Raw genomic sequence first — 17,816 nt, 5'->3', positions numbered from 1 at the left:
ATTTTTTAAATTCAAACTGAGTATAAGAAATAAGATTGAGTTTTAAAATAAAATTTATTCATGCGATTGCCCTGGGCCCTATTCCCGCTTTCGCGAGTAGGGCCCGACTCTCAACCTTCACTCAAAACTCCTAATTCAAATAATCCCCTAAATCAATTACTTTATATTTTCCTGAATCTCCTTTACTTCTTCTTCAGACATAGAAATAGATTTCACTATCATTTCTACTGTTGCTCCATGCTGCAACAAACTTTTTACCATCTCTCTCTTTTCTTTTTCCGCTTTCTCCCGTTCTTCTCTTCTTGTTTTCTCCCGTTCTTCTTTTCTTGCCCCTTCAATACTACTTACATAGTCATGGATTGCTTTTTGTCTTGCCTCATATATTTCCCTTGCTTCTTCATCCTGACTCAGCACTTCTAAAGTCTCCGCGGCCTCTTTTAATTCCTTTACTCTCTCTTCAATCATTTTCACCACCTCACTATCAGGATTTTTTAAAAATAGTAACCAGGGTAGTAAGTTATTATCTATGTCCTCGAGAGTTTTATACCTGTTTTCATCCAGTTTTGTTAGTTCTATGAAGTGTATTTCTTCTAGGTCTGTTAGTATCTGATTAGTCTCTTTTTCTTTGAGTAAGAAGCAGTTGTGGTGCTTATCCATTCCCTTGAGATAGTCAAAGTTTAAGATATTAATTGCTACTGTTTTATTTAGAGTGCTGTATTCTTGGCCTTTTTTGAGCTGTGAAGAGTATAGTTTAGACCAGTAGTAGAGGCTTCTTCTAGTCATATTATACTGGTTTTTTAACTGAATTTCGATGTTGATCTTTTTATTATTATCAGCAGTTGCTTTGATATCCAGGCGGGATAGCTTATCTTCATCCCAGTCTTTGTTTATTTCAGCGTTATCTATTTTTACTTCTACTATTTCTTTTTCTGTCCCTTTGGCTTGAAATACTGCATTCAAGAAGGCGATTAGTATATTAGTTCTTTTTTCCGAACCAAATATTTTCTTGAAAACAAAGTCAACTTTGGGATCTAATAGATCTTTTTTTGTCATAATATCTTCCTTTCTATTAGTTCACAGTCATATTATATCTTATGTGGTGTCTGCATTTATTTTTACTTTGCTTTTCAATTTCTATTTACATTATATCATATTCTGGTAGTGCTTTAAATAGAAATAGGGCCCTATTCACGCTGCACGCGAGTAGGGCCCGACTCTCAACCTTCACTCCAAAGCTCCTAATTCAGATATTTGTCTAGGTCATCTAGCTTCTCTATATCAAATATAGCATCTCTGACTATTTCCAACTCTTCCTTATCAAGATCCTTCAAGTTTTCTTTGTACTCTTTAGGCAGCCTACCTATTTTTTTAGTGAGTAATTTAAACACCGTCTCCTGTAATTGCTCTATCTTGCCTTCTATCTTACCTTCTATCTTGCCTTCCTCTTTCAACTCTTGGGCTATACTCATCACCGCTCCCCCTTTCTCTTTAGATACTCTTTCTGATATTCTTTTTACATCTTCTAAGGTAGTATCCACAGCATCGGTCTCAATTATATACCTGAGTATTATCTTGAAATACCCAACTGCCTTATTCTCCTTTTCCAGTTCATCCAAAACCTTCAAAGCTACAAATACTCTTTCCTCAAAATCATCTTTATAAACTGCAGCTAACACCTCTATAAATACTCTCATCTGACAGATCTTTTCAATTTCTCCTTTAGTATAACCAGAAAGATCAACTAACAAATACTCAAAATCAGGTAGATAAGGCTCTAACTCTCTAGGTACTTCTCCTACAATATCGCTTAGCTTAAGTCCAATATCCCACTGTGTTTTCCCGTGATAAATTAGCATCGGTAATATTAATGGCAACTTATCAACTTCTTGCTTTTTCTTTAAGAGCCATATATTCAGCATATACCTAAGAAGTTGTAGAGCGATATCTGGATATTTATAACTTTTATGTTCAAAGATAAAGCATAGGTAACTTGTTCTGCCAGCTATTCTAGCTTTGTAGACTACGTCGGAAAAATGTTCAGCTAGTTCGTCATCAATGAAGCTTTCTTTCTCGATTTCTAAACTTGTAGTATCTACCTTAGCTAGTACATTTCTTGGCAGATATTCTTGTATCAAGTCTTTAGCTACTTCTTTTTCTTCCATACTTCTTTTGAAGAACTTATCGTGCGGTGTCTGCATTTATTTTTACCTCTCTTTCTTAACTATGATTATATCTTATTTTAATTGAAAATCAAAGCTGCTTAAGTAGTTATCAGCCCGATTCAAATTAAATAGGGCCCTATTCCCGCTTTCGCGAGTAGGGCCCGACTCTCAACCTTAACTCAAATCTCCTAATTCAAATATTTGTCTAAATCATCTAACTTCTCTATATCAAATATAGCATCTCTAACTACTTCTAGTTCTTCTTTCTCAAGTTCTTTTAGACTTATTCTGTAGTCTTTAGGCAACATACCTAGCTTTCTACTTAGCAACTTAAATAATGTTTCCTGTAATTCTTCTTTCCTGCCTTCCTTAATACCTTCCTCTTTCAACTCTTGGGCTATACTCATCACTGCTCCCCCTTTCTCTTTAGATACTCTTTCTGATATTCTTTTCACGTCTTCTAGGCTAGTATCCACAGCATCAGTCTCAATTATATATCTGAGTATTATCTTGAAATAGCCAACTGCCTTATTCTCCTTTTCCAGTTTATCCAAAACCTTCAAAGCTGCAAATAGCCTTTCCTCAAAGTCATCTTTATAGACTGCAGCTAATACCTCTATAAATACTCTCATCTGACAGATCTTTTGAATTTCTCCCTTATTGTATCCAGATAGATCTAAGAGAATATACTCAAAATCTGGCAGATACCTTTCTACTTCTTCAGGTACTTCTTCTACCAAATCACTGAGCTTAAGACCTATGTTCCATGTCTTTGCCCCGTGATAGATCAACATCGGGACTATCACCGGTAGTTCTTCAGTATCCTGTTCTCTTTTTAAACTCCAGATGTTGAGCATATACCTCAAAAGTTGTAAGGTAATATCGGAATACCTGTAGCTCTTATGCTCAAAAATGAAGCAGAGATAGCTTTCTTTGCCTTTGATATTAGTTCTATAAACTATATCGGAAAAATGTTCGGCCAGCTCCTCATCGACGAAACTTTCTTTTTCTATCCTTAGACTATCCATATCCAATTCGGCCAGCAGCTCGGATGATAGGAAGTGTTCCAGTAAGTCTTTGGCTGTTTCTTTTCGCTCCATACTTCTTTTAAAGAACTTATCATGTGGGGTCTGCATTTATTTTTACCTCACTTTTCAATTTCTATTTATATTATATCATATTTTGGTAGTGCTTTAAATAGAAATAGGGCCCTATTCACGCTCTTTCTCGTGAGTAGGGCCCTACTCTCAACCACATTCAGAAATTAATAAAACCTCTAAGCTTCTCTACAAACTACTTAAACTCAATCGAATCAAGCACTTCCTGAATCATTTCCATATTTTCTTCATATAGACCTGCCGGTGCTTCGTAAAAGATTTCTATCTCTTGTCCATAATAAGCAGAGTTTATCTGTTTAATTTTTATACCATCATCAAAGGTCAGCAGAGATTTTATGGCAAATTGATTATTCAGCTCTATTTCTTCACTTGATATATCTTCAAAGCCTTCTTCTTCATTCATATCCTCTACTATCTCTATTAAAAAGTCCTTTATCTCCTGCTCATCCATAGCGATTAACCCAATATTATCCTACAAAATTTCAAAAAATTTAATATTTTTTTAGAAAATTAATCACTTAACCTAATCTCCATCTTAATTCCTCCGTCCATAATAAATCCTTTTTCATCTCCAAAATAAAAGACAGCTCGTGGCCCTTTGATCCAGTCACCATCCTCCTCTTCTAAGTGCACATTCTCTAACAGCTCCAGCTCCCGCTTAGTTCCATCATAATCAGCTATATCTCCAGTAACTAAACGTCGATCGTACTCTATTACTACCCCTTGATCAGTCCAAAAGGAGTTATCTTCACCAAAAAGCTCCAAATAAGAGGTTTGCAAATAAAGCTCATCCTCATCATCTTCCCCATCTCGCTGCCACAGCTCTACTTGATTTTCAAAAATATACTCCTCATCTTCTAAGAAGATCGTCAGCTGCTCACCAACTATCTCTCCCTCACTATGTACCAGCTTCACTCCATCGTATAAAACCGCCTTATCCTCATCTCGAAAAAGCTCAGCCCACTCAGCAGTTATCTCATTATCACCGCGAATAATGGTTACCCCTTCCTTTAACTCCACTAAATCATCGACCTGTCTTAAGTAGCCGGCTCTAATATGAACAGCCTCGCTAGCTTGAGTCTCTAACTCTGTCTCTGTCGCCGCTAGCCAACCAGTCCAAACTAGAAAAAAACAGCTTAATACTATTAGATAAACTACTGCTTTTTTCAACTTCATTTTTCGATTCCTCTCTTTCGTTAAGTTCAAAATAAAGATCAAAGACAGTTTGACACAGCGCCCTGAAACGACGCTTGGCCTTTAGCTAGTCATTACTCTGGGAAGCGTTTTTTGCTTCTTGAAGAAGTACTCTTGGGGTGACTAAGTTATGACTAAAACCTGACTAAACCATACAACCATAAAAGATTAAAGAACTAAATGATTTTATTCTCTGCCCTATAAAGCTTAAAGCTTTAATTCAAGCTTAATTTTAATATGGCTCTATATTTTTGCTCTTATGTCTTAAGGTCTAGTCAGAACTTAGTCAGATTTTAGTCTGTGTCAAATAGATCTTGAACTTTATCTTTTATCTATCCTCTATCCTCTATCATTTATCCTCTGCCCTTCTACTCTTCATCCAGCAAATCTCTAATTCCAGTATCAAACATAAAGTCTTCCTCTTCAGTCCTACCAAACTGAAATCTATGCTCAGGGAAGATATTTAAGCGATACTCAAACATAATTTCTTCCCGCAAATGATCATAACTAAGCCTTAACTCCCGGCAGTGAAAGTTTCTAGCTAAGGCTAAGTTAGCCTCTCGCAAATAATCATCTTCAAAGTCATAACTACTACTAGTCTCCACATACCACTTTTCATCTACATCGTAAATCAGAGTATTATCCCAACGACGCAGACGATTATTATTTAAATCATACCTAAAGGCTGTATTATGCTCCAAATGTTCTCGCTGATACCTACTAGTAGTTACCAAATCATTAGTAAAACGACCCTCCTCCGGATCATAGGTAGTACCCATGCTCAAACGCCAGTTCTGATCACGCCAGCGCATAATCCCTTGAATTGGCTCCTGAATCTGATTATAAATATCATAACCAGTCTCCAACTGCCAACTAAAACGACCACGTCGATAGTTTAGCCTGCTATCTACTTCTTCTTTAAAGTCCTCTCTATCAAAATCAAAAGGCGTCTCTCCAGCAAAGGTACGGTATTCATAAGTATTAATCCAACTTAAGTGACTCGTTAAGTCTTTAGTTAAACTAAACTGATTCTCATAAGTATCCATCCCCATATCAAAAAGTTGATCAAAATAGCCTTGTTGAGGAATAAACTCTTCTTCGCTCTCAATTAAACGATAACCTCTTGCCCCAAAAGTATGTTCTGTATATAAAGTAAGTCTATTATGAGGTCGCCAACGATTACTATAGTTAAGCTCACCTAAACTTCGATAAGACTCCACTCCGGAATCATGCTCATAGTAACGACCACCAGAAAATCTCAACTCTGTATCTTCCAGCACTGATGCTTGATAGGGATAATAAGTTGCATTAAGTTCCGGCCAACGGTAAAACTGCACTCCGTCATCTTCATCAAAATAGGGATCATAACGCTCTACCAACAGCTCTACATCTAAGTTATCCATCTCTCTAGCTATAGCTCCTTCGGCTCCCCAGCGAGTCTGAGTATCCTGATCCGCCTCCAACAAGTAACCCCGATCATAATCTAAGTCAAGCTGTACAGTATCAGTTAACTGCTGACTATAAAAGAGATCATAATTTAACTCTAACTCATCATAAACATCCTCTTGCTCATCATCAGTCCCTTCCCCAAAATCTAACTCAAGATCTAAGTTTGAACCTAATTCCACAGTATTTCTCAGCTGATGTTGATAAGCAAGATCAAAATCTAACTCTCTTTTATCATAAGAATCAGTATCAAAATAGTCCTCATTGTCTACCTCCCCAGTCATATCCAAAGACCAATTATCAGCTTGTCGCGACAGTTCACCTGCCCCAATAAAGTGATCATAGTCCTGATAGCGAGTATAATCTAGCTCCAGTTCATTATGCCAGTCACCTTGATAATTAAAGTAGTCTAAGCTAGCTTCCCAACGAAAAAGATTTGCTAAATCAATTTCATTTTGTTGAGCATAAAAGCCAAAAGAGCCCTTATGATTCAATTCATGAATAAAATGCTGTTTAAAGCCACCGGCTACTCCGGTTCTAGTATAGTAGTCTAAATAAAGCTCTCCCGGCAGCCCCAACTCTTGCAACCAATAATAATACGTAGTCTTTAAAAACCAACCGCGCTGATTACTATATCCTACCCGGGGAATCAACTGTTGGGGCTCGTCCTTTAAGGATATATATAGATAAGGCCAATAAAATAAAGGTAGTTTTCCGTCTAACTCCCTAAAAACTACGTGTTTAGCCACCAGATAATCACCAGGATAGATAGTCACCTCCGCTGCATCAAAGTAATAGTGAGGTTCATCGAAATCACAGCCACTGAACTTACTCCGATCCATCAAAATCTCTTGGGGAATATCATAAACCTCCTCGCTACCATCATCAAACTTAATCGTTATCCGCTCAGTAATAATATTAAAACCTCGATACTGTCCGGTAATTTCATCCATAATCTCCATCTTCCGACCGTCATAGGTATATTCTAAACGATCAGCCTCCAGCCTCAAAGTATCTTCGTAAGCCTGAGCCGTAGCTGGATTAAAAATAACTACTAATAAAAGTAAGGGCAGCAAAGCTGCGAGCACCTTTTTAACAAAGTTCTCCCAATGTTGACGCCAGAGCAAAAGAGCTGCTCCAATTACTCCAAAGACTATATTAGGCAACCAGGCTGCCCAGATAGGGGCTAATAATGCATTTCGACCCAAAGAACGAGCCACTGACTGTAATAAATAGTATAAAAAGACAATAATAATCGTAAAAACCACTCCCGCCGCTCTGCTATCACTACTTAAACTCAAGGGAGCTCCTAACAAAATAAAGATCAGAGCAATTAAAGGAGTCGCTAATTTTAAATGATAATCCACCAGTAAAGAGTTTACATCTAAACCACTATCCTGAAAAAGCTTAATTTCTCGCTCCAATTCCTCCCGGCTCATTTCAGAAGTAGTCCGCTGTTGACCATAAAAATCATCTAAATCTCTAGCTATTTCAATATCCATTAAATCAAACTGCGTTTCTAGAGTTAAATGGCCTTCACTATCATACTCATGAATAATGCCTTGTTTTAACTGCCACTCTCCCTGTAATGTTTCCCCTTCTTCAGCAGTAATGATCACCGGATAGTCTTTGCGATCAGGAAAGTCATAGATAACTATCTTTTTGAGAGTATTAGTCTGCTGGTTATATTCCTGTACATAAAAAAGCCGACCTTGAGGGCCTCTAAAAAAAACCTGATCCTCAACTTGAGGCATAGTTTCCTGTAAAATAGAACGACGAATAATATTTTGAGCTTCGTGATTTGACCAAGGTACTATTTTCTCATTAAATAAATAGGTAAGTCCACTAACTAAGATCCCTAAAATTAACAACGGAATCATAAAGCGATAGAGACTAATTCCACCCATGCGCATAGCTGTAAACTCGTTATCCCGGCTTAGTCTACCCATTCCCAGCATAGTAGCTAATAAAATAGCAATCGGAAAGGTCTGTACAATAATTTCCGGCAGCTTATATAACAGTAACCTTAAAACTAACTGCCAGGGAACCTGTTCTACAATAATTAAGTCAGTTAGCTCAAAAAGAAAGCCACTGAGCATGATTATTCCCACTATTGCTACTCCAACTATGAAGGGTAGTAGCACTTCTTTTATTATATATATATCTATAATTCTAATTGGACCGATGCTTTTCATAAGTTGTAGTGGACTTCCTTCCTGTTTTCTAAAAATTAAAACCTTTTTGACGCAGACTAAAATCTGACTAAGTTCTGACTAAACATTAAAAGACAAGTTTAAAATTAAGCTTGGATTAAAGTTTAAGAAAACAAACTGAATCTTCATTTGTGGGAATTTATCAGATAGAGTATAAGTCCAATTTGAATTAAGGGCTTAAATTTTTTTATGTTTTAGTCAGATTTTTATCAGAACTTAGTCAGCGTCTAATTGTTTTTAGAACTTCATCTTTTAATCTTAATCTATCACCATTGACATTAGCTCCGCGTCGCCTTTATCCTCTATCATCTATCCTCTGAACTATACATTATTAACTTATTCAATAATAAACACTCAATCCCCTTGCTCTAGCAAAAAAATAAAAAAACTATCAAAATTAAAAAGAAGACAGCTAAGCACTGTCTCCTTTCTAAATCCCCTATTTAATTAAAACTCAAAACCAAGGCCAACCCCAGCTCTCATGCCCCGCGACTTATAAAAGAGCCCTGTTAAATCGGCAATCCCTGCATCAAGCTTAAATGGCCCTAAGTGCAGACCTAAACCACTGGAAATAGCAACGTTATTTTGCAAAGTAGAATAACTAATTCCCGTTCTTAAAGGCAAGAAGCTAAGCCGAGTAAACTCAGTAGCCAAAGAAAGCTTATGATCACTATGCCCAGAGTGATAGCTAGTATAGGTATAACCACCCAAGAAATCTACATTCTCACTAAAGTCCATTTCTCCGCCAAGTCTAACTATAGTAGGCAAGCTCCAACTCAACTCTTCATATATTCTCTCGCCATCTTCATCTCCATCATTAAACTCTTCTTCATCTTCATCATATTTATACTCCTGTTTGGTATAGCTATCGGCAGTTAAAGAACCTAAACCCATTACACTAAAACCTACGCTATAGCGTTCATTTAGATCAGCATAAGCTCCTAAATCAAAAGCCGAACCCGTAGCTATATCATCTTCATTATACTTAACAACTAATCTACCATCATCAAGATCAATATTACCAGGCTCAAACTTAATACCACCTTCACCTTCAATTTCAGAAATTACTCCCACTAAGTAATGATAGTTCATTCCTAAATAAAGATCATCCACTGCCAAAACTTCCCGCCAACTGCTAGGAGCCTGTAGAGAAATATTAGCTCCAATATCGCCGTAAGATCCTCCAGATATTTCAGTACCACTAAAGTCATACTCTCTATTGAATTCATTACCCTTTAATAACAACTCAGCTATATCAGGACTTAAGCTGGCTAAGCCATCCTGTCTAGCATCGACAAAAAGACCCACTGGGCCAATAAATAGTTTAGGCCCTGCTTTGAAGCTAGCTCCCAAAAGCAAACCATCATCGCCTGCTTTATCCAGCAATCTATCCTTTTCATCCTCATCTAGATAGTCATTCTTAAATAGGTTATTCCAAAATTCAGCACTAACTCCTACTAACTCTAAAGCAAAACTATGCTCTCCAGCTCGCACTGCCGCTGGATTTCCATAAAGGGCGTCGGGCCCGGTGATAGTTACAAAATCATCACCTAAAGCAATACCTCTAGCACTTGATGCCCAAGCAGTCACTCCCAAAGAAAAGACTAAAGCTACACTCAACACCAAAATTAAAGCTCTTTTTTTATTTAACATTCCCTTCACCCCCTTATTGGTTAACCTTAGTCACTAGAACGGCATAGGTTTCAAGAGTCAGATCTTGATCAGACTCAAAAGTAACTTTGCTTTCAGCTTCATCACCAAAGCTGATCTTCAACCCTACGTAAACTGGCTCATCCCTAAACTTATCTCGCTTTTCCTTATCTAAAATAAACTCATGCTTTTCCGAGCCTTGTTTAAGATTAGCTAGCTCCCCTATTAATTCTCCCTCAGTATAAATATCTTCTTTATTATCATGGATGTAAAGCTCCATTATAATATCTACCGGAAAATAATTGACTGATTCAGTTACTAACCTAGCTTCTTTAATCCCTTCGTCAATTCTATCTAAATCACTACTGCTGATCTCAAACTCCGCTGCTTCTATTTCATATACTATAAAGTTACCATCTGTTTTTAAATCTTCTTTGATATCTTCAGGTAATTCAACAGTCAAATCACCATACATAGCTACTTCCATAGTAGTAGGGTCTTTAGCATTATAAGTTACAGTATCCCCTTCACTTTTAAGAGTTCCCTCTATAAACATTTCATCATTCAAATCAATATTTTCATCCTCAGCTTTAATTTGGTAATAGCCATCGTCATTTTTAGTAAAAAACTTCTCACCGATTTTAATTTTATCAGCAGTATCAAATTTTAAATTACTTTCCTCGGGAAATTTCAAGTCTATCTTTAAATTTAAAATATCACCATCTTTAGATACCTGAGCAGTTTCTCCAATATCAAGTTCAGTTGTAAAGTCTACTTCTTCATTAATTTCTCTACTATAACCAACTAATTTCGTAACTTCCAAATCAGTAGTCTTAATCGAAAGTTCAAAATCAACTTTTTCTCCATCAGAACTACCATCAGTAATAACCATCTTCATTCCATCCGCTAAGGTTTCATTAGCTAAATTCATCTCTTTATCAGGCTTAGCTCCACTAGAAACTTCAGTGAATTGTACTTGACCAACATAATTACCATCTTTATCTTGTAATTCTATTTCTAAATTTTCAATTTTATTATCACCAGTGTTCTCCAGAGTGAATTCAAGTTGATTATAGTCACCACTTTTATCAGATAGAGTTAGCTCTTCAAATTCATCAAATTCAATAGTATCAACCTCTTTCGGAAGAACATCATTATTTAAAGCTATAGCCTCATCCAAACTAAAGCTACCAATTTCAATTGAACCTAGTTCAATCACATTTAATTCTACTTCAGTCTCTGCTTTCACTTCATTATCTTCTGTCCCATGCAAAGTAAACAATATATCATTTTCATCTTCGATTTCATAACTAAAACTTTCAAAATCCTCTACATTGATCAAATCCCCAATAGTATTAAACTCCTCAAATCCTGGTAATCTCAACGGCACATCCCAAGATGGACCAATCCTACCATCAGGATTAGAACAGCCTGCCACCAGCAAAGCTGCTAAGACAAGCACCAGCAAAATCGGTATTAATCTCTTCATCAGTATCACTCCTTTAACTCCATTTTTTAAATGTTTATATCTGTCTATTCAATATTCAAACCAAAAGTTCCTATTTCACTAAAAAACTACCCTCCTATCAACTTCAATAACATTCAACTAAAATCCAAAGTCTAAACCTAAATAAGCTCCTTCAAAACTAGTCTCAAAATCAACAATTGACCAGCCATCCTCCACATAGTCGTCATGAGAATACTCCTGAGTAATATAGCCTGCTCTAAAGTTCAAACTGCCGATTATCTTCTGTCTTAACCCCACTTCCAATCTATGTCCCTCCAAATTGCCGCTAGCTCGTTCATAGTCCATCTTTACATTATCATCCCGCAAGTAGTAGCCTACTGGATAATAAGAAGCCTTGCCGATTAAATGAGTACCAGTAGGTAGCTGGATAGTGCTTTTGAAGCTAAGCGGAATAGTTAGAGCAGTGTGATAAATTTCAACTCCATCCTCTATCTCCTGTCTATACCTCCACAGGTCTGCTTTAAAGCCTAAACCCAAGGAATTATTAAGCCAACTTGCTAAATCAAAATTCATATAAAAATTACTCTGCCCACTTAAATAATGATAGTCATTAAACTCCATCTCTTCATTAATATCAACTCTATCTCGGTTAATAAAATAACTTCCTTCTTCCTCCCGAGCCAGTATCAACATTAAATCATTGCTCTCAGTAACTCTTTGCATAACTATTGTTTCCAATTCATTATGAACAGCTAAACTAGTATCAGCGTCAAACTCTCCTACAGCAATCCCAAAACCAGAGAGATCTCTCTGACTAGCCTGAGCAGTAATTGATAAGCCTAATAACACTATCAATATCATCCCTAAAATTAAAATCCTTTTCATATTAATTCCCCCTGGTTAAGAGAACACACTTTTGAAAACTCGCTCTCTTTAATTTTAAAAATACTTATACTTATTTATTCAATATTTGCTTACTAGTTTCCTGCCTGCCTTCGATAAATATAGTAAAAATAGAACTTTTGGGTAGTATCCATTGATCAACAAAAATAATATAATTAACTTAGAAAAGAGGTGATTAAAATGAAAAATAAATTAACTGTTTTAGTATTGATGGTCTGCTTAAGCTTGCTATTCACTGCTTGCTTTAATAGCTCAAGTTCATCAACTAAAATAGAAACAAATAACTCTATTGATGAAGTTTCGATTCAGTTCAGTCAAAGCCTTAATGAACAAGACCAAGAGCTTTTAAGGGAATTATTGGCTGAAAAAATCACCATCTCCACTACAGTAGAACTTCACTTTAATTATGATGACTGGAAAGATGAAGAAGAGTTTGAAGAAGGTATTAACCTTGAAGATTGGCTTTCAGAAATGAAAGATCTGCTCGTTTATATGGAAGAAGGTGAAGGTTATTATGATGACTGTTTTGAGATAATAAAACAAGAAATTGACCTAACTGAAGATTATGAAGAAAAAAAGTTAGCAGTAAAACTAACTAGTGTAGAAAAGTACGCAGATAAAGAATGTTTTGTTCAAGATTTCTTCATTACCGACTCCACAAGTGACGAGTTTGATATGTCTAATTTAATGATAGCAGATATTAAGGTAAGCAGCATAGATGAGTCTAGCAGCAAAGCTCAGCTCAAAGGAAGTCTTAAGTTTGAAGATCAAACTACCGATTTAGAGATTAATGGCACCTTTGAAGTTCAATTAGTAGTGGAAAATAAATGGTGGGTAATTAACAAGATAACCTTAATTGTCACGGAAGCTATTGAAATAACTCCAGATATGGTTGAGTTTTAAGAATGAATATAATAATTAAAGACTCCTGATCGGGAGTCTTTTTATTCTAAATATTAAGCTTTAAAATCTATAGAACCATTGTCCAACTTGCCTTCACTATTCAAAACCTTTAGAACTATAGTATTCTTGTACTTCCCCTTAATCTGCACCCGTACTTCCTCGCCTACCTCTAGCTGTGCTGATAAGATTCTAGCTTCCAAAGCATAATTACCGAAGTTAATTACCGCACTGTTCTTTTCCTCTTTAACCTCCAGTACTATTCCTTCTAAAATATCCCCTTCTTTTAACTTGGCCATCTACCTCACTCCAAGCTCTGCTTTTCTTTTTTAAAGAGCTGCCGTAACTCTGCCAGCTCTAATTCAGAAAGCAGCTCTCCACAGTCCTGAATAGTTTGGGCTACCGCTTCCAGTTCAGCTATGCTTTGAGCTTCTTTTAAACCTTGAGCAAATAAACGATAGTCTTCGCTCAACGCTGCTTCTTTGACTTTACTAAAGGAGTATCTATGTATAGCACAAGGCCCTACTTCCTCCAAAGCAGCCACATGCTCTTCAGTCCCGTAACCCTTATGCTTTTTAAAACCATACTCCGGATACTGTTGGTCATATTCCACCAAGATTCGATCCCGAGTTACCTTAGCAATAATCGAAGCCGCAGCTATAGAAATACTGAGCTGATCACCATCAACTACCTTTTGCTGTTCAATCTCTATTCCTGGAATCTCCTCACCATCAACCAAAAGGTAATCCGGACTTTCAGTTAAGCTATCTATAGCCTGACGCATAGCTCGATAATTAGCCTGACGAATATTAATCTTATCTATTTCTCCAGCCTCAACAATACCTACGCCGAGATCAATAGCCTGCTTTTGAATAACAGCAAAAAGCTTTTCTCGTTTAGCTTCGCTAAGCTGTTTAGAGTCATTGAGTCCTTGAATATAAATTTCCGGCGGTAAAATAACCACTGCTGCTACCACCGGGCCCGCCAAAGGACCTCGACCAGCCTCATCAATACCACCAATCAAGCTATAACCCTGCTTTCTAAGCTCCTTTTCATACCTTTGCATCCGCTTAAGTCTTTCTTTATCAGCAGCCAACCGCTTTTTTTGCCGCCGCAGCCGAGCAGCCAACTGCTGCACTCCCTTACGCGAATCAGCTGCTAACTCCAGTAATAGTTCTGCCGAGATAGCCTCTAATTCTAGGGAAGTTAACTCTTCTTTAAGCTCCTTAATAGTCAGTTCTTGAATCTTCATCTTCACTCACTTCCTTTGGCGTCTCCAAAGTAATTCTACCTAGCTGCCCACCTCGAAAGTCTTTAAGAATAATCTCCGCTGTTCGCTGACGGTCTATCTTGCCTCCCGACATCAAACAACCCCGCTTTCTACCGATCTCCTCCATTAACTCCAGAGTATGAGTCGGCAGCCAGTCCAGCTTATATCTCTCTTGCAATTGAGCAGCAGCCCGCTCCTCTAAAATCTTAAGCAGCTTATAGGCCACCGTTTCTTGATCATAGCTACCTTCCTTAATAGCTCCCGTAGCTGCTAACTTAAAGGCCACCTCCTCATCATCCTGCTTAGGCCACAGCACCCCCGGAGTATCCAAAAGTTCAAAGCCTTCCCGCAGCTTCACCCACTGCTGACCTCTAGTCACCCCCGGAGTATCACCGGTGCGAGCACTGCCGCTATTACAGAGCTGATTAATCAATTGGGACTTACCTACATTGGGGACTCCCACTATCATCAAGCGAATATTCTTTTGCCTACGACCTTGAGCAGCCAGCTTTTCCTGCTCCTCGACCATCATTTCCTGGGCCCGATTCAGAATTAAAGAAACTCGTTGTCCCCGCAAGGAATTGACAGCTATAGTCGGCGCCTCCTGCTCTAACTTAGCTACCCAGTCTTTAGTAGTTTCATAGTCAGCTAAGTCCATCTTATTGAGTACAATAATTCTTCTCTGTTCCTCCAATAGCTCCTCCAACTGCGGATTCCGACTGCTAAAAGGAATCCGAGCATCTAATAATTCTATAACTACATCTATTACTTGCAAACGTTCTTTTAATTTCTGCTGGGCCTTAGCCATATGGCCCGGATACCAATTAATCACTTTTAAAACCCCCTAAGTAAAACAGAGGATAGATGATAAATGATAGATGATAGATAAGATCAAAGCCTTCAAAATCAAAGATCATATGCTTTTGAACTAAATCTATCCTCTGTCCTCTATCCTTTATCCTCTATTTATTCAACCCTTCCCAGCCTCGTTAAAGGCCAAAATCTAACTAAAGACTTACCAATCACCTTATCCCGCGGTACAAAACCCCAATATCTGCTATCTTCGCTATTATTGCGATTATCGCCTAAGACAAAGTAATGATCTGCGGGCACTTCCACCGGAGAATAATCACTGTAGCTATCCTGCAAAGTATAATCCTCTTCTATAGGCTCGCCATCAATATGCACTTTTCCACCTTCGATCTTTACTTCTTCACCTGGTAGCCCAATTACCCGCTTAATAAACCTCATGCTAGGATCAACCGGATAATCAAAAACCATAATATCAAAGCGTTCCGGATCTCTAAAACGATAGATAAACTTATTAACAAAAATTCTATCTCCCGGCTCTAAAGTAGGCTCCATAGAACCCGAAGGAATATAAAAGGCCTGTACTACAAAGGTAATAATTAAAAAAGCTAATACAACTGCAATTCCAACTGCCTCTATATACTCTCTTAACTTACTCTTTTCTGCCGCCATAACTAAATTCATCCTCTCTGGACAGTAATATACAAAAGAGGACAGGCCTAATGCCAGTCCCCTCCCTGAATTACTCTTCTTTTCTATCCCATTTTTCCTTAACTCTAGCTGCTCTTCCTTGTCGATCACGAAGATAAAACAGCTTAGCTCGATTTACATCTCCCTGCTTCACAACCTCTATCTTAGCTACCTTAGGTGAATGAATAGGGAAGATTCTTTCTACTCCTACTCCGTGAGAAATCTTACGCACCGTAAAAGTTTCGCCAACTCCACCGCCTTTACGCTGGATAACTACTCCTTCGAAGATCTGAATTCTCTCTTTACCACCTTCGACAACCTTAGCGTGAACCTTAACTGTATCTCCAGCTCTAAACTCTGGAATCTCATCTTTCATATTTTCTTGCTCAACAGCATCCAATAACTCTTGCATCAAAACTACCTCCCTTCTTTCCAAGACGTTCGTACTTCACTTTCAAGCAGAGGACCGCCTGTGATTACACAAACTGTATTATAACATAAAAGAGTATGCTTTACAAGATCAAAATCTATTCTAAAACATTTCTTTTAATTCGAATATTCATCACTGGAAATTACCTCCGCTGACTTAGTTTATCTAAAATAGCCAAGAAAACTCAATCCGACACGAGGTTAGTGCCTTGAGGTGCTAATCTTATTTTTGATTTGGGTGGAGAGGTTCACTGAACTATTGATTCAATTAATAAGTTCTTCTATATTATTTCTTACCTCTTCTAGCTTATCATTTTTAATTTTACCAAATTTTTTTATAATTAATTCTTTAGATAAGGTATAAATCTTATCCGACCTTATACACGATATGCGTTTTAGCTGGCCCTGATCCATATTCTCTTGATCAATAATAACTTCATAATTTAAGCCGCGAATATTAGAAGTGATTGCCACAACAATAAGATCATTAGTCCCCTTATTATAAATACTATTCGATAAAATTAATACAGGTCTTTTTTTAGTTGAATCCAAGTTGGTAAATGGAATTGGAATTAAAACTATCTCTCCTTGTTTATACATCATTCCATACCTCATCATCAATCTCATTATCCCAAAAAGATATACTAGACTGAGATGCTTTTTCTAATTCTGAGAATTCATCTTTTTTATGTCGAGACTTAATATATTTTAAAAAGCAAATCACCTCTTCAAATTCAGTTTCAGGTATTTCATCAATTAATTCATGTAAGTATTTTCTTGAACCTTTCATCCCATCCCTGCTTATAAAAATCTATACAAAACTAACTATAGACCACAATTTCACAGGATTACAATTGTGTAGGATGCAATCGCTTGATTACAAATCTCAAATTAGCCCTTACTATTACAATAGCAAGGTTCTATAAGATTATAGGTGTTACCTATTCCTGTCTTTCTATTAAGGGCAGAATCCTTTCTCTACGTGGTGTTCTGCCAAAGCTAATCTGTTATTTTCAAATATAGGAATTTAATATTTTAATTAAGCGATTTCACCAAACAAGATTGTTTTCCTGTATCGTGAATATGAATAGTCTTGTTTACAAGCAGGATTTTCACCACCTTTCTTTTTAATAGTTTTAATTTTCTTTTTAACTTGATAATCTATCTTACCCCATTTAGACCAGAGTAACCTTTATCTTTAATAAAATTAACTACATCTCTTGCTAATTCACCACATAAATTAGCCCTTCGATTACCTCTAGTATAAGTTAGTTCGTGGTTGATGAAGTTCTTATGCCATAAATAATTACCTTCATTATCAATACAAGTCAATGCAAATCCATTAGGGTTAGTATCAATCCCGATAATACCTACTTGTTTAGGATTAGCTGATTTAACTTTTGGTATATCTTCTTCGATGGATATATGAACATAATAGCTATTATCTTTACGAATTACTTCAACAAAATAAGGTTCTTCATTTTTGACTTTATCTAAAATAATTGATTTATAATCTATACCATTAACCTTACCTTGCAAGTTTTTCTTTTGCGGTAAATAAAG

Annotated in this window: 17 protein-coding genes and 1 pseudogene; 1 reads left to right on the top strand and 17 read right to left on the bottom strand. The window is 36.9% G+C overall.

The genetic code is table 11. The annotated features are described in order from the left end of the window. Positions 1–156 precede the first annotated feature (156 nt). The 9 genes from MWH30_RS11310 to MWH30_RS11270 form a co-directional block, all read right to left on the bottom strand. Positions 157–1,053, bottom strand: a complete 897-nt coding sequence (locus MWH30_RS11310) for an Rpn family recombination-promoting nuclease/putative transposase (protein ID WP_248664197.1) — start codon at positions 1,051–1,053, stop codon at positions 157–159. A 185-nt stretch (positions 1,054–1,238) separates the two neighbouring features. After that, entirely contained in the window at positions 1,239–2,198 is a 960-nt protein-coding gene (locus tag MWH30_RS11305; protein WP_248664196.1) for an Rpn family recombination-promoting nuclease/putative transposase, read from the bottom strand. 152 nt (positions 2,199–2,350) lie between these two features. Next, on the bottom strand, positions 2,351–3,298 hold the full coding sequence (locus MWH30_RS11300) for an Rpn family recombination-promoting nuclease/putative transposase (protein ID WP_248664195.1): 948 nt from the start codon (positions 3,296–3,298) through the stop codon (positions 2,351–2,353). 157 nt (positions 3,299–3,455) lie between these two features. Then, complete coding sequence (locus MWH30_RS11295; RefSeq protein ID WP_248664194.1) at positions 3,456–3,731, bottom strand: hypothetical protein; 276 nt, start codon at positions 3,729–3,731, stop codon at positions 3,456–3,458. Positions 3,732–3,790: 59 nt separating this feature from the next. Continuing rightward, on the bottom strand, positions 3,791–4,456 hold the full coding sequence (lptC, locus tag MWH30_RS11290; protein ID WP_248664193.1) for an LPS export ABC transporter periplasmic protein LptC: 666 nt from the start codon (positions 4,454–4,456) through the stop codon (positions 3,791–3,793). A gap of 386 nt (positions 4,457–4,842) precedes the next feature. Continuing rightward, on the bottom strand, positions 4,843–8,115 hold the full coding sequence (locus tag MWH30_RS11285) for a YjgP/YjgQ family permease (protein ID WP_248664192.1): 3,273 nt from the start codon (positions 8,113–8,115) through the stop codon (positions 4,843–4,845). A 465-nt stretch (positions 8,116–8,580) separates the two neighbouring features. After that, complete coding sequence (locus tag MWH30_RS11280) at positions 8,581–9,786, bottom strand: DUF5723 family protein (RefSeq protein WP_248664191.1); 1,206 nt, start codon at positions 9,784–9,786, stop codon at positions 8,581–8,583. A 13-nt stretch (positions 9,787–9,799) separates the two neighbouring features. Beyond that, on the bottom strand, positions 9,800–11,272 hold the full coding sequence (locus MWH30_RS11275) for a hypothetical protein (RefSeq protein WP_248664190.1): 1,473 nt from the start codon (positions 11,270–11,272) through the stop codon (positions 9,800–9,802). Positions 11,273–11,389: 117 nt separating this feature from the next. Continuing rightward, positions 11,390–12,136: a hypothetical protein gene (locus tag MWH30_RS11270; protein ID WP_248664189.1), complete on the bottom strand. Its 747-nt coding sequence runs from the start codon at positions 12,134–12,136 to the stop codon at positions 11,390–11,392. 198 nt (positions 12,137–12,334) lie between these two features. On the opposite strand from MWH30_RS11270, the gene MWH30_RS11265 reads away from it, so the two are divergent. After that, positions 12,335–13,057 (top strand): hypothetical protein, encoded by a 723-nt coding sequence (locus tag MWH30_RS11265; RefSeq protein ID WP_248664188.1) that lies wholly within the window; start codon positions 12,335–12,337, stop codon positions 13,055–13,057. 53 nt (positions 13,058–13,110) lie between these two features. On the opposite strand, the gene MWH30_RS11260 is transcribed toward MWH30_RS11265, so the two are convergent. The 8 genes and pseudogenes from MWH30_RS11260 to MWH30_RS11225 all read right to left on the bottom strand — a co-directional run. Further along, a complete protein-coding gene (locus MWH30_RS11260; protein ID WP_248664187.1) occupies positions 13,111–13,353 on the bottom strand; it encodes a hypothetical protein in 243 nt (80 codons plus the stop codon). Positions 13,354–13,358: 5 nt separating this feature from the next. Then, positions 13,359–14,306, bottom strand: coding sequence for a ribonuclease HII (rnhB, locus tag MWH30_RS11255; RefSeq protein WP_248664186.1), 948 nt, complete (start codon positions 14,304–14,306; stop codon positions 13,359–13,361). Continuing rightward, positions 14,281–15,156: a ribosome biogenesis GTPase YlqF gene (ylqF, locus tag MWH30_RS11250; RefSeq protein WP_248664185.1), complete on the bottom strand. Its 876-nt coding sequence runs from the start codon at positions 15,154–15,156 to the stop codon at positions 14,281–14,283. Before ylqF ends, rnhB begins: the two co-directional genes overlap by 26 nt. Positions 15,157–15,290: 134 nt before the next feature. Further along, complete coding sequence (gene lepB, locus MWH30_RS11245; RefSeq protein WP_248664184.1) at positions 15,291–15,806, bottom strand: signal peptidase I; 516 nt, start codon at positions 15,804–15,806, stop codon at positions 15,291–15,293. Between the two features lie 70 nt (positions 15,807–15,876). After that, positions 15,877–16,236, bottom strand: a complete 360-nt coding sequence (rplS, locus tag MWH30_RS11240) for a 50S ribosomal protein L19 (RefSeq protein WP_248664183.1) — start codon at positions 16,234–16,236, stop codon at positions 15,877–15,879. A gap of 281 nt (positions 16,237–16,517) precedes the next feature. After that, entirely contained in the window at positions 16,518–16,853 is a 336-nt protein-coding gene (locus tag MWH30_RS11235; protein WP_248664182.1) for a type II toxin-antitoxin system PemK/MazF family toxin, read from the bottom strand. Beyond that, positions 16,846–17,043: a DUF2281 domain-containing protein gene (locus MWH30_RS11230; protein ID WP_248664181.1), complete on the bottom strand. Its 198-nt coding sequence runs from the start codon at positions 17,041–17,043 to the stop codon at positions 16,846–16,848. Before MWH30_RS11230 ends, MWH30_RS11235 begins: the two co-directional genes overlap by 8 nt. Before the next feature lie 371 nt (positions 17,044–17,414). Then, a pseudogene (locus MWH30_RS11225) lies at positions 17,415–17,816 on the bottom strand (IS200/IS605 family accessory protein TnpB-related protein); the annotation flags it as partial.

It is taken from the genome of Fuchsiella alkaliacetigena, assembly GCF_023227765.1.
Classification (GTDB): Bacteria; Bacillota; Halanaerobiia; order Halobacteroidales; family Acetohalobiaceae; genus Fuchsiella; species Fuchsiella alkaliacetigena.
This window is presented reverse-complemented; position numbering and strand designations above follow the sequence as displayed.

Bases quoted from the DNA above. Each gene is read 5' to 3' on its own strand.
- MWH30_RS11285 (WP_248664192.1), bottom strand. From the start codon at position 8,115: ATGAAAAGCATCGGTCCAATTAGAATTATAGATATATATATAATAAAA.
- MWH30_RS11270 (WP_248664189.1), bottom strand. From the start codon at position 12,136: ATGAAAAGGATTTTAATTTTAGGGATGATATTGATAGTGTTATTAGGC.
- MWH30_RS11300 (WP_248664195.1), bottom strand. From the start codon at position 3,298: ATGCAGACCCCACATGATAAGTTCTTTAAAAGAAGTATGGAGCGAAAA.
- MWH30_RS11280 (WP_248664191.1), bottom strand. From the start codon at position 9,786: ATGTTAAATAAAAAAAGAGCTTTAATTTTGGTGTTGAGTGTAGCTTTA.
- MWH30_RS11275 (WP_248664190.1), bottom strand. From the start codon at position 11,272: ATGAAGAGATTAATACCGATTTTGCTGGTGCTTGTCTTAGCAGCTTTG.
- MWH30_RS11265 (WP_248664188.1), top strand. From the start codon at position 12,335: ATGAAAAATAAATTAACTGTTTTAGTATTGATGGTCTGCTTAAGCTTG.
- lepB (WP_248664184.1), bottom strand. From the start codon at position 15,806: ATGGCGGCAGAAAAGAGTAAGTTAAGAGAGTATATAGAGGCAGTTGGA.
- MWH30_RS11230 (WP_248664181.1), bottom strand. From the start codon at position 17,043: ATGAAAGGTTCAAGAAAATACTTACATGAATTAATTGATGAAATACCT.
- MWH30_RS11305 (WP_248664196.1), bottom strand. From the start codon at position 2,198: ATGCAGACACCGCACGATAAGTTCTTCAAAAGAAGTATGGAAGAAAAA.
- MWH30_RS11260 (WP_248664187.1), bottom strand. From the start codon at position 13,353: ATGGCCAAGTTAAAAGAAGGGGATATTTTAGAAGGAATAGTACTGGAG.
- rnhB (WP_248664186.1), bottom strand. From the start codon at position 14,306: ATGAAGATTCAAGAACTGACTATTAAGGAGCTTAAAGAAGAGTTAACT.
- MWH30_RS11310 (WP_248664197.1), bottom strand. From the start codon at position 1,053: ATGACAAAAAAAGATCTATTAGATCCCAAAGTTGACTTTGTTTTCAAG.
- lptC (WP_248664193.1), bottom strand. From the start codon at position 4,456: ATGAAGTTGAAAAAAGCAGTAGTTTATCTAATAGTATTAAGCTGTTTT.
- MWH30_RS11295 (WP_248664194.1), bottom strand. From the start codon at position 3,731: ATGGATGAGCAGGAGATAAAGGACTTTTTAATAGAGATAGTAGAGGAT.
- rplS (WP_248664183.1), bottom strand. From the start codon at position 16,236: ATGCAAGAGTTATTGGATGCTGTTGAGCAAGAAAATATGAAAGATGAG.
- MWH30_RS11235 (WP_248664182.1), bottom strand. From the start codon at position 16,853: ATGTATAAACAAGGAGAGATAGTTTTAATTCCAATTCCATTTACCAAC.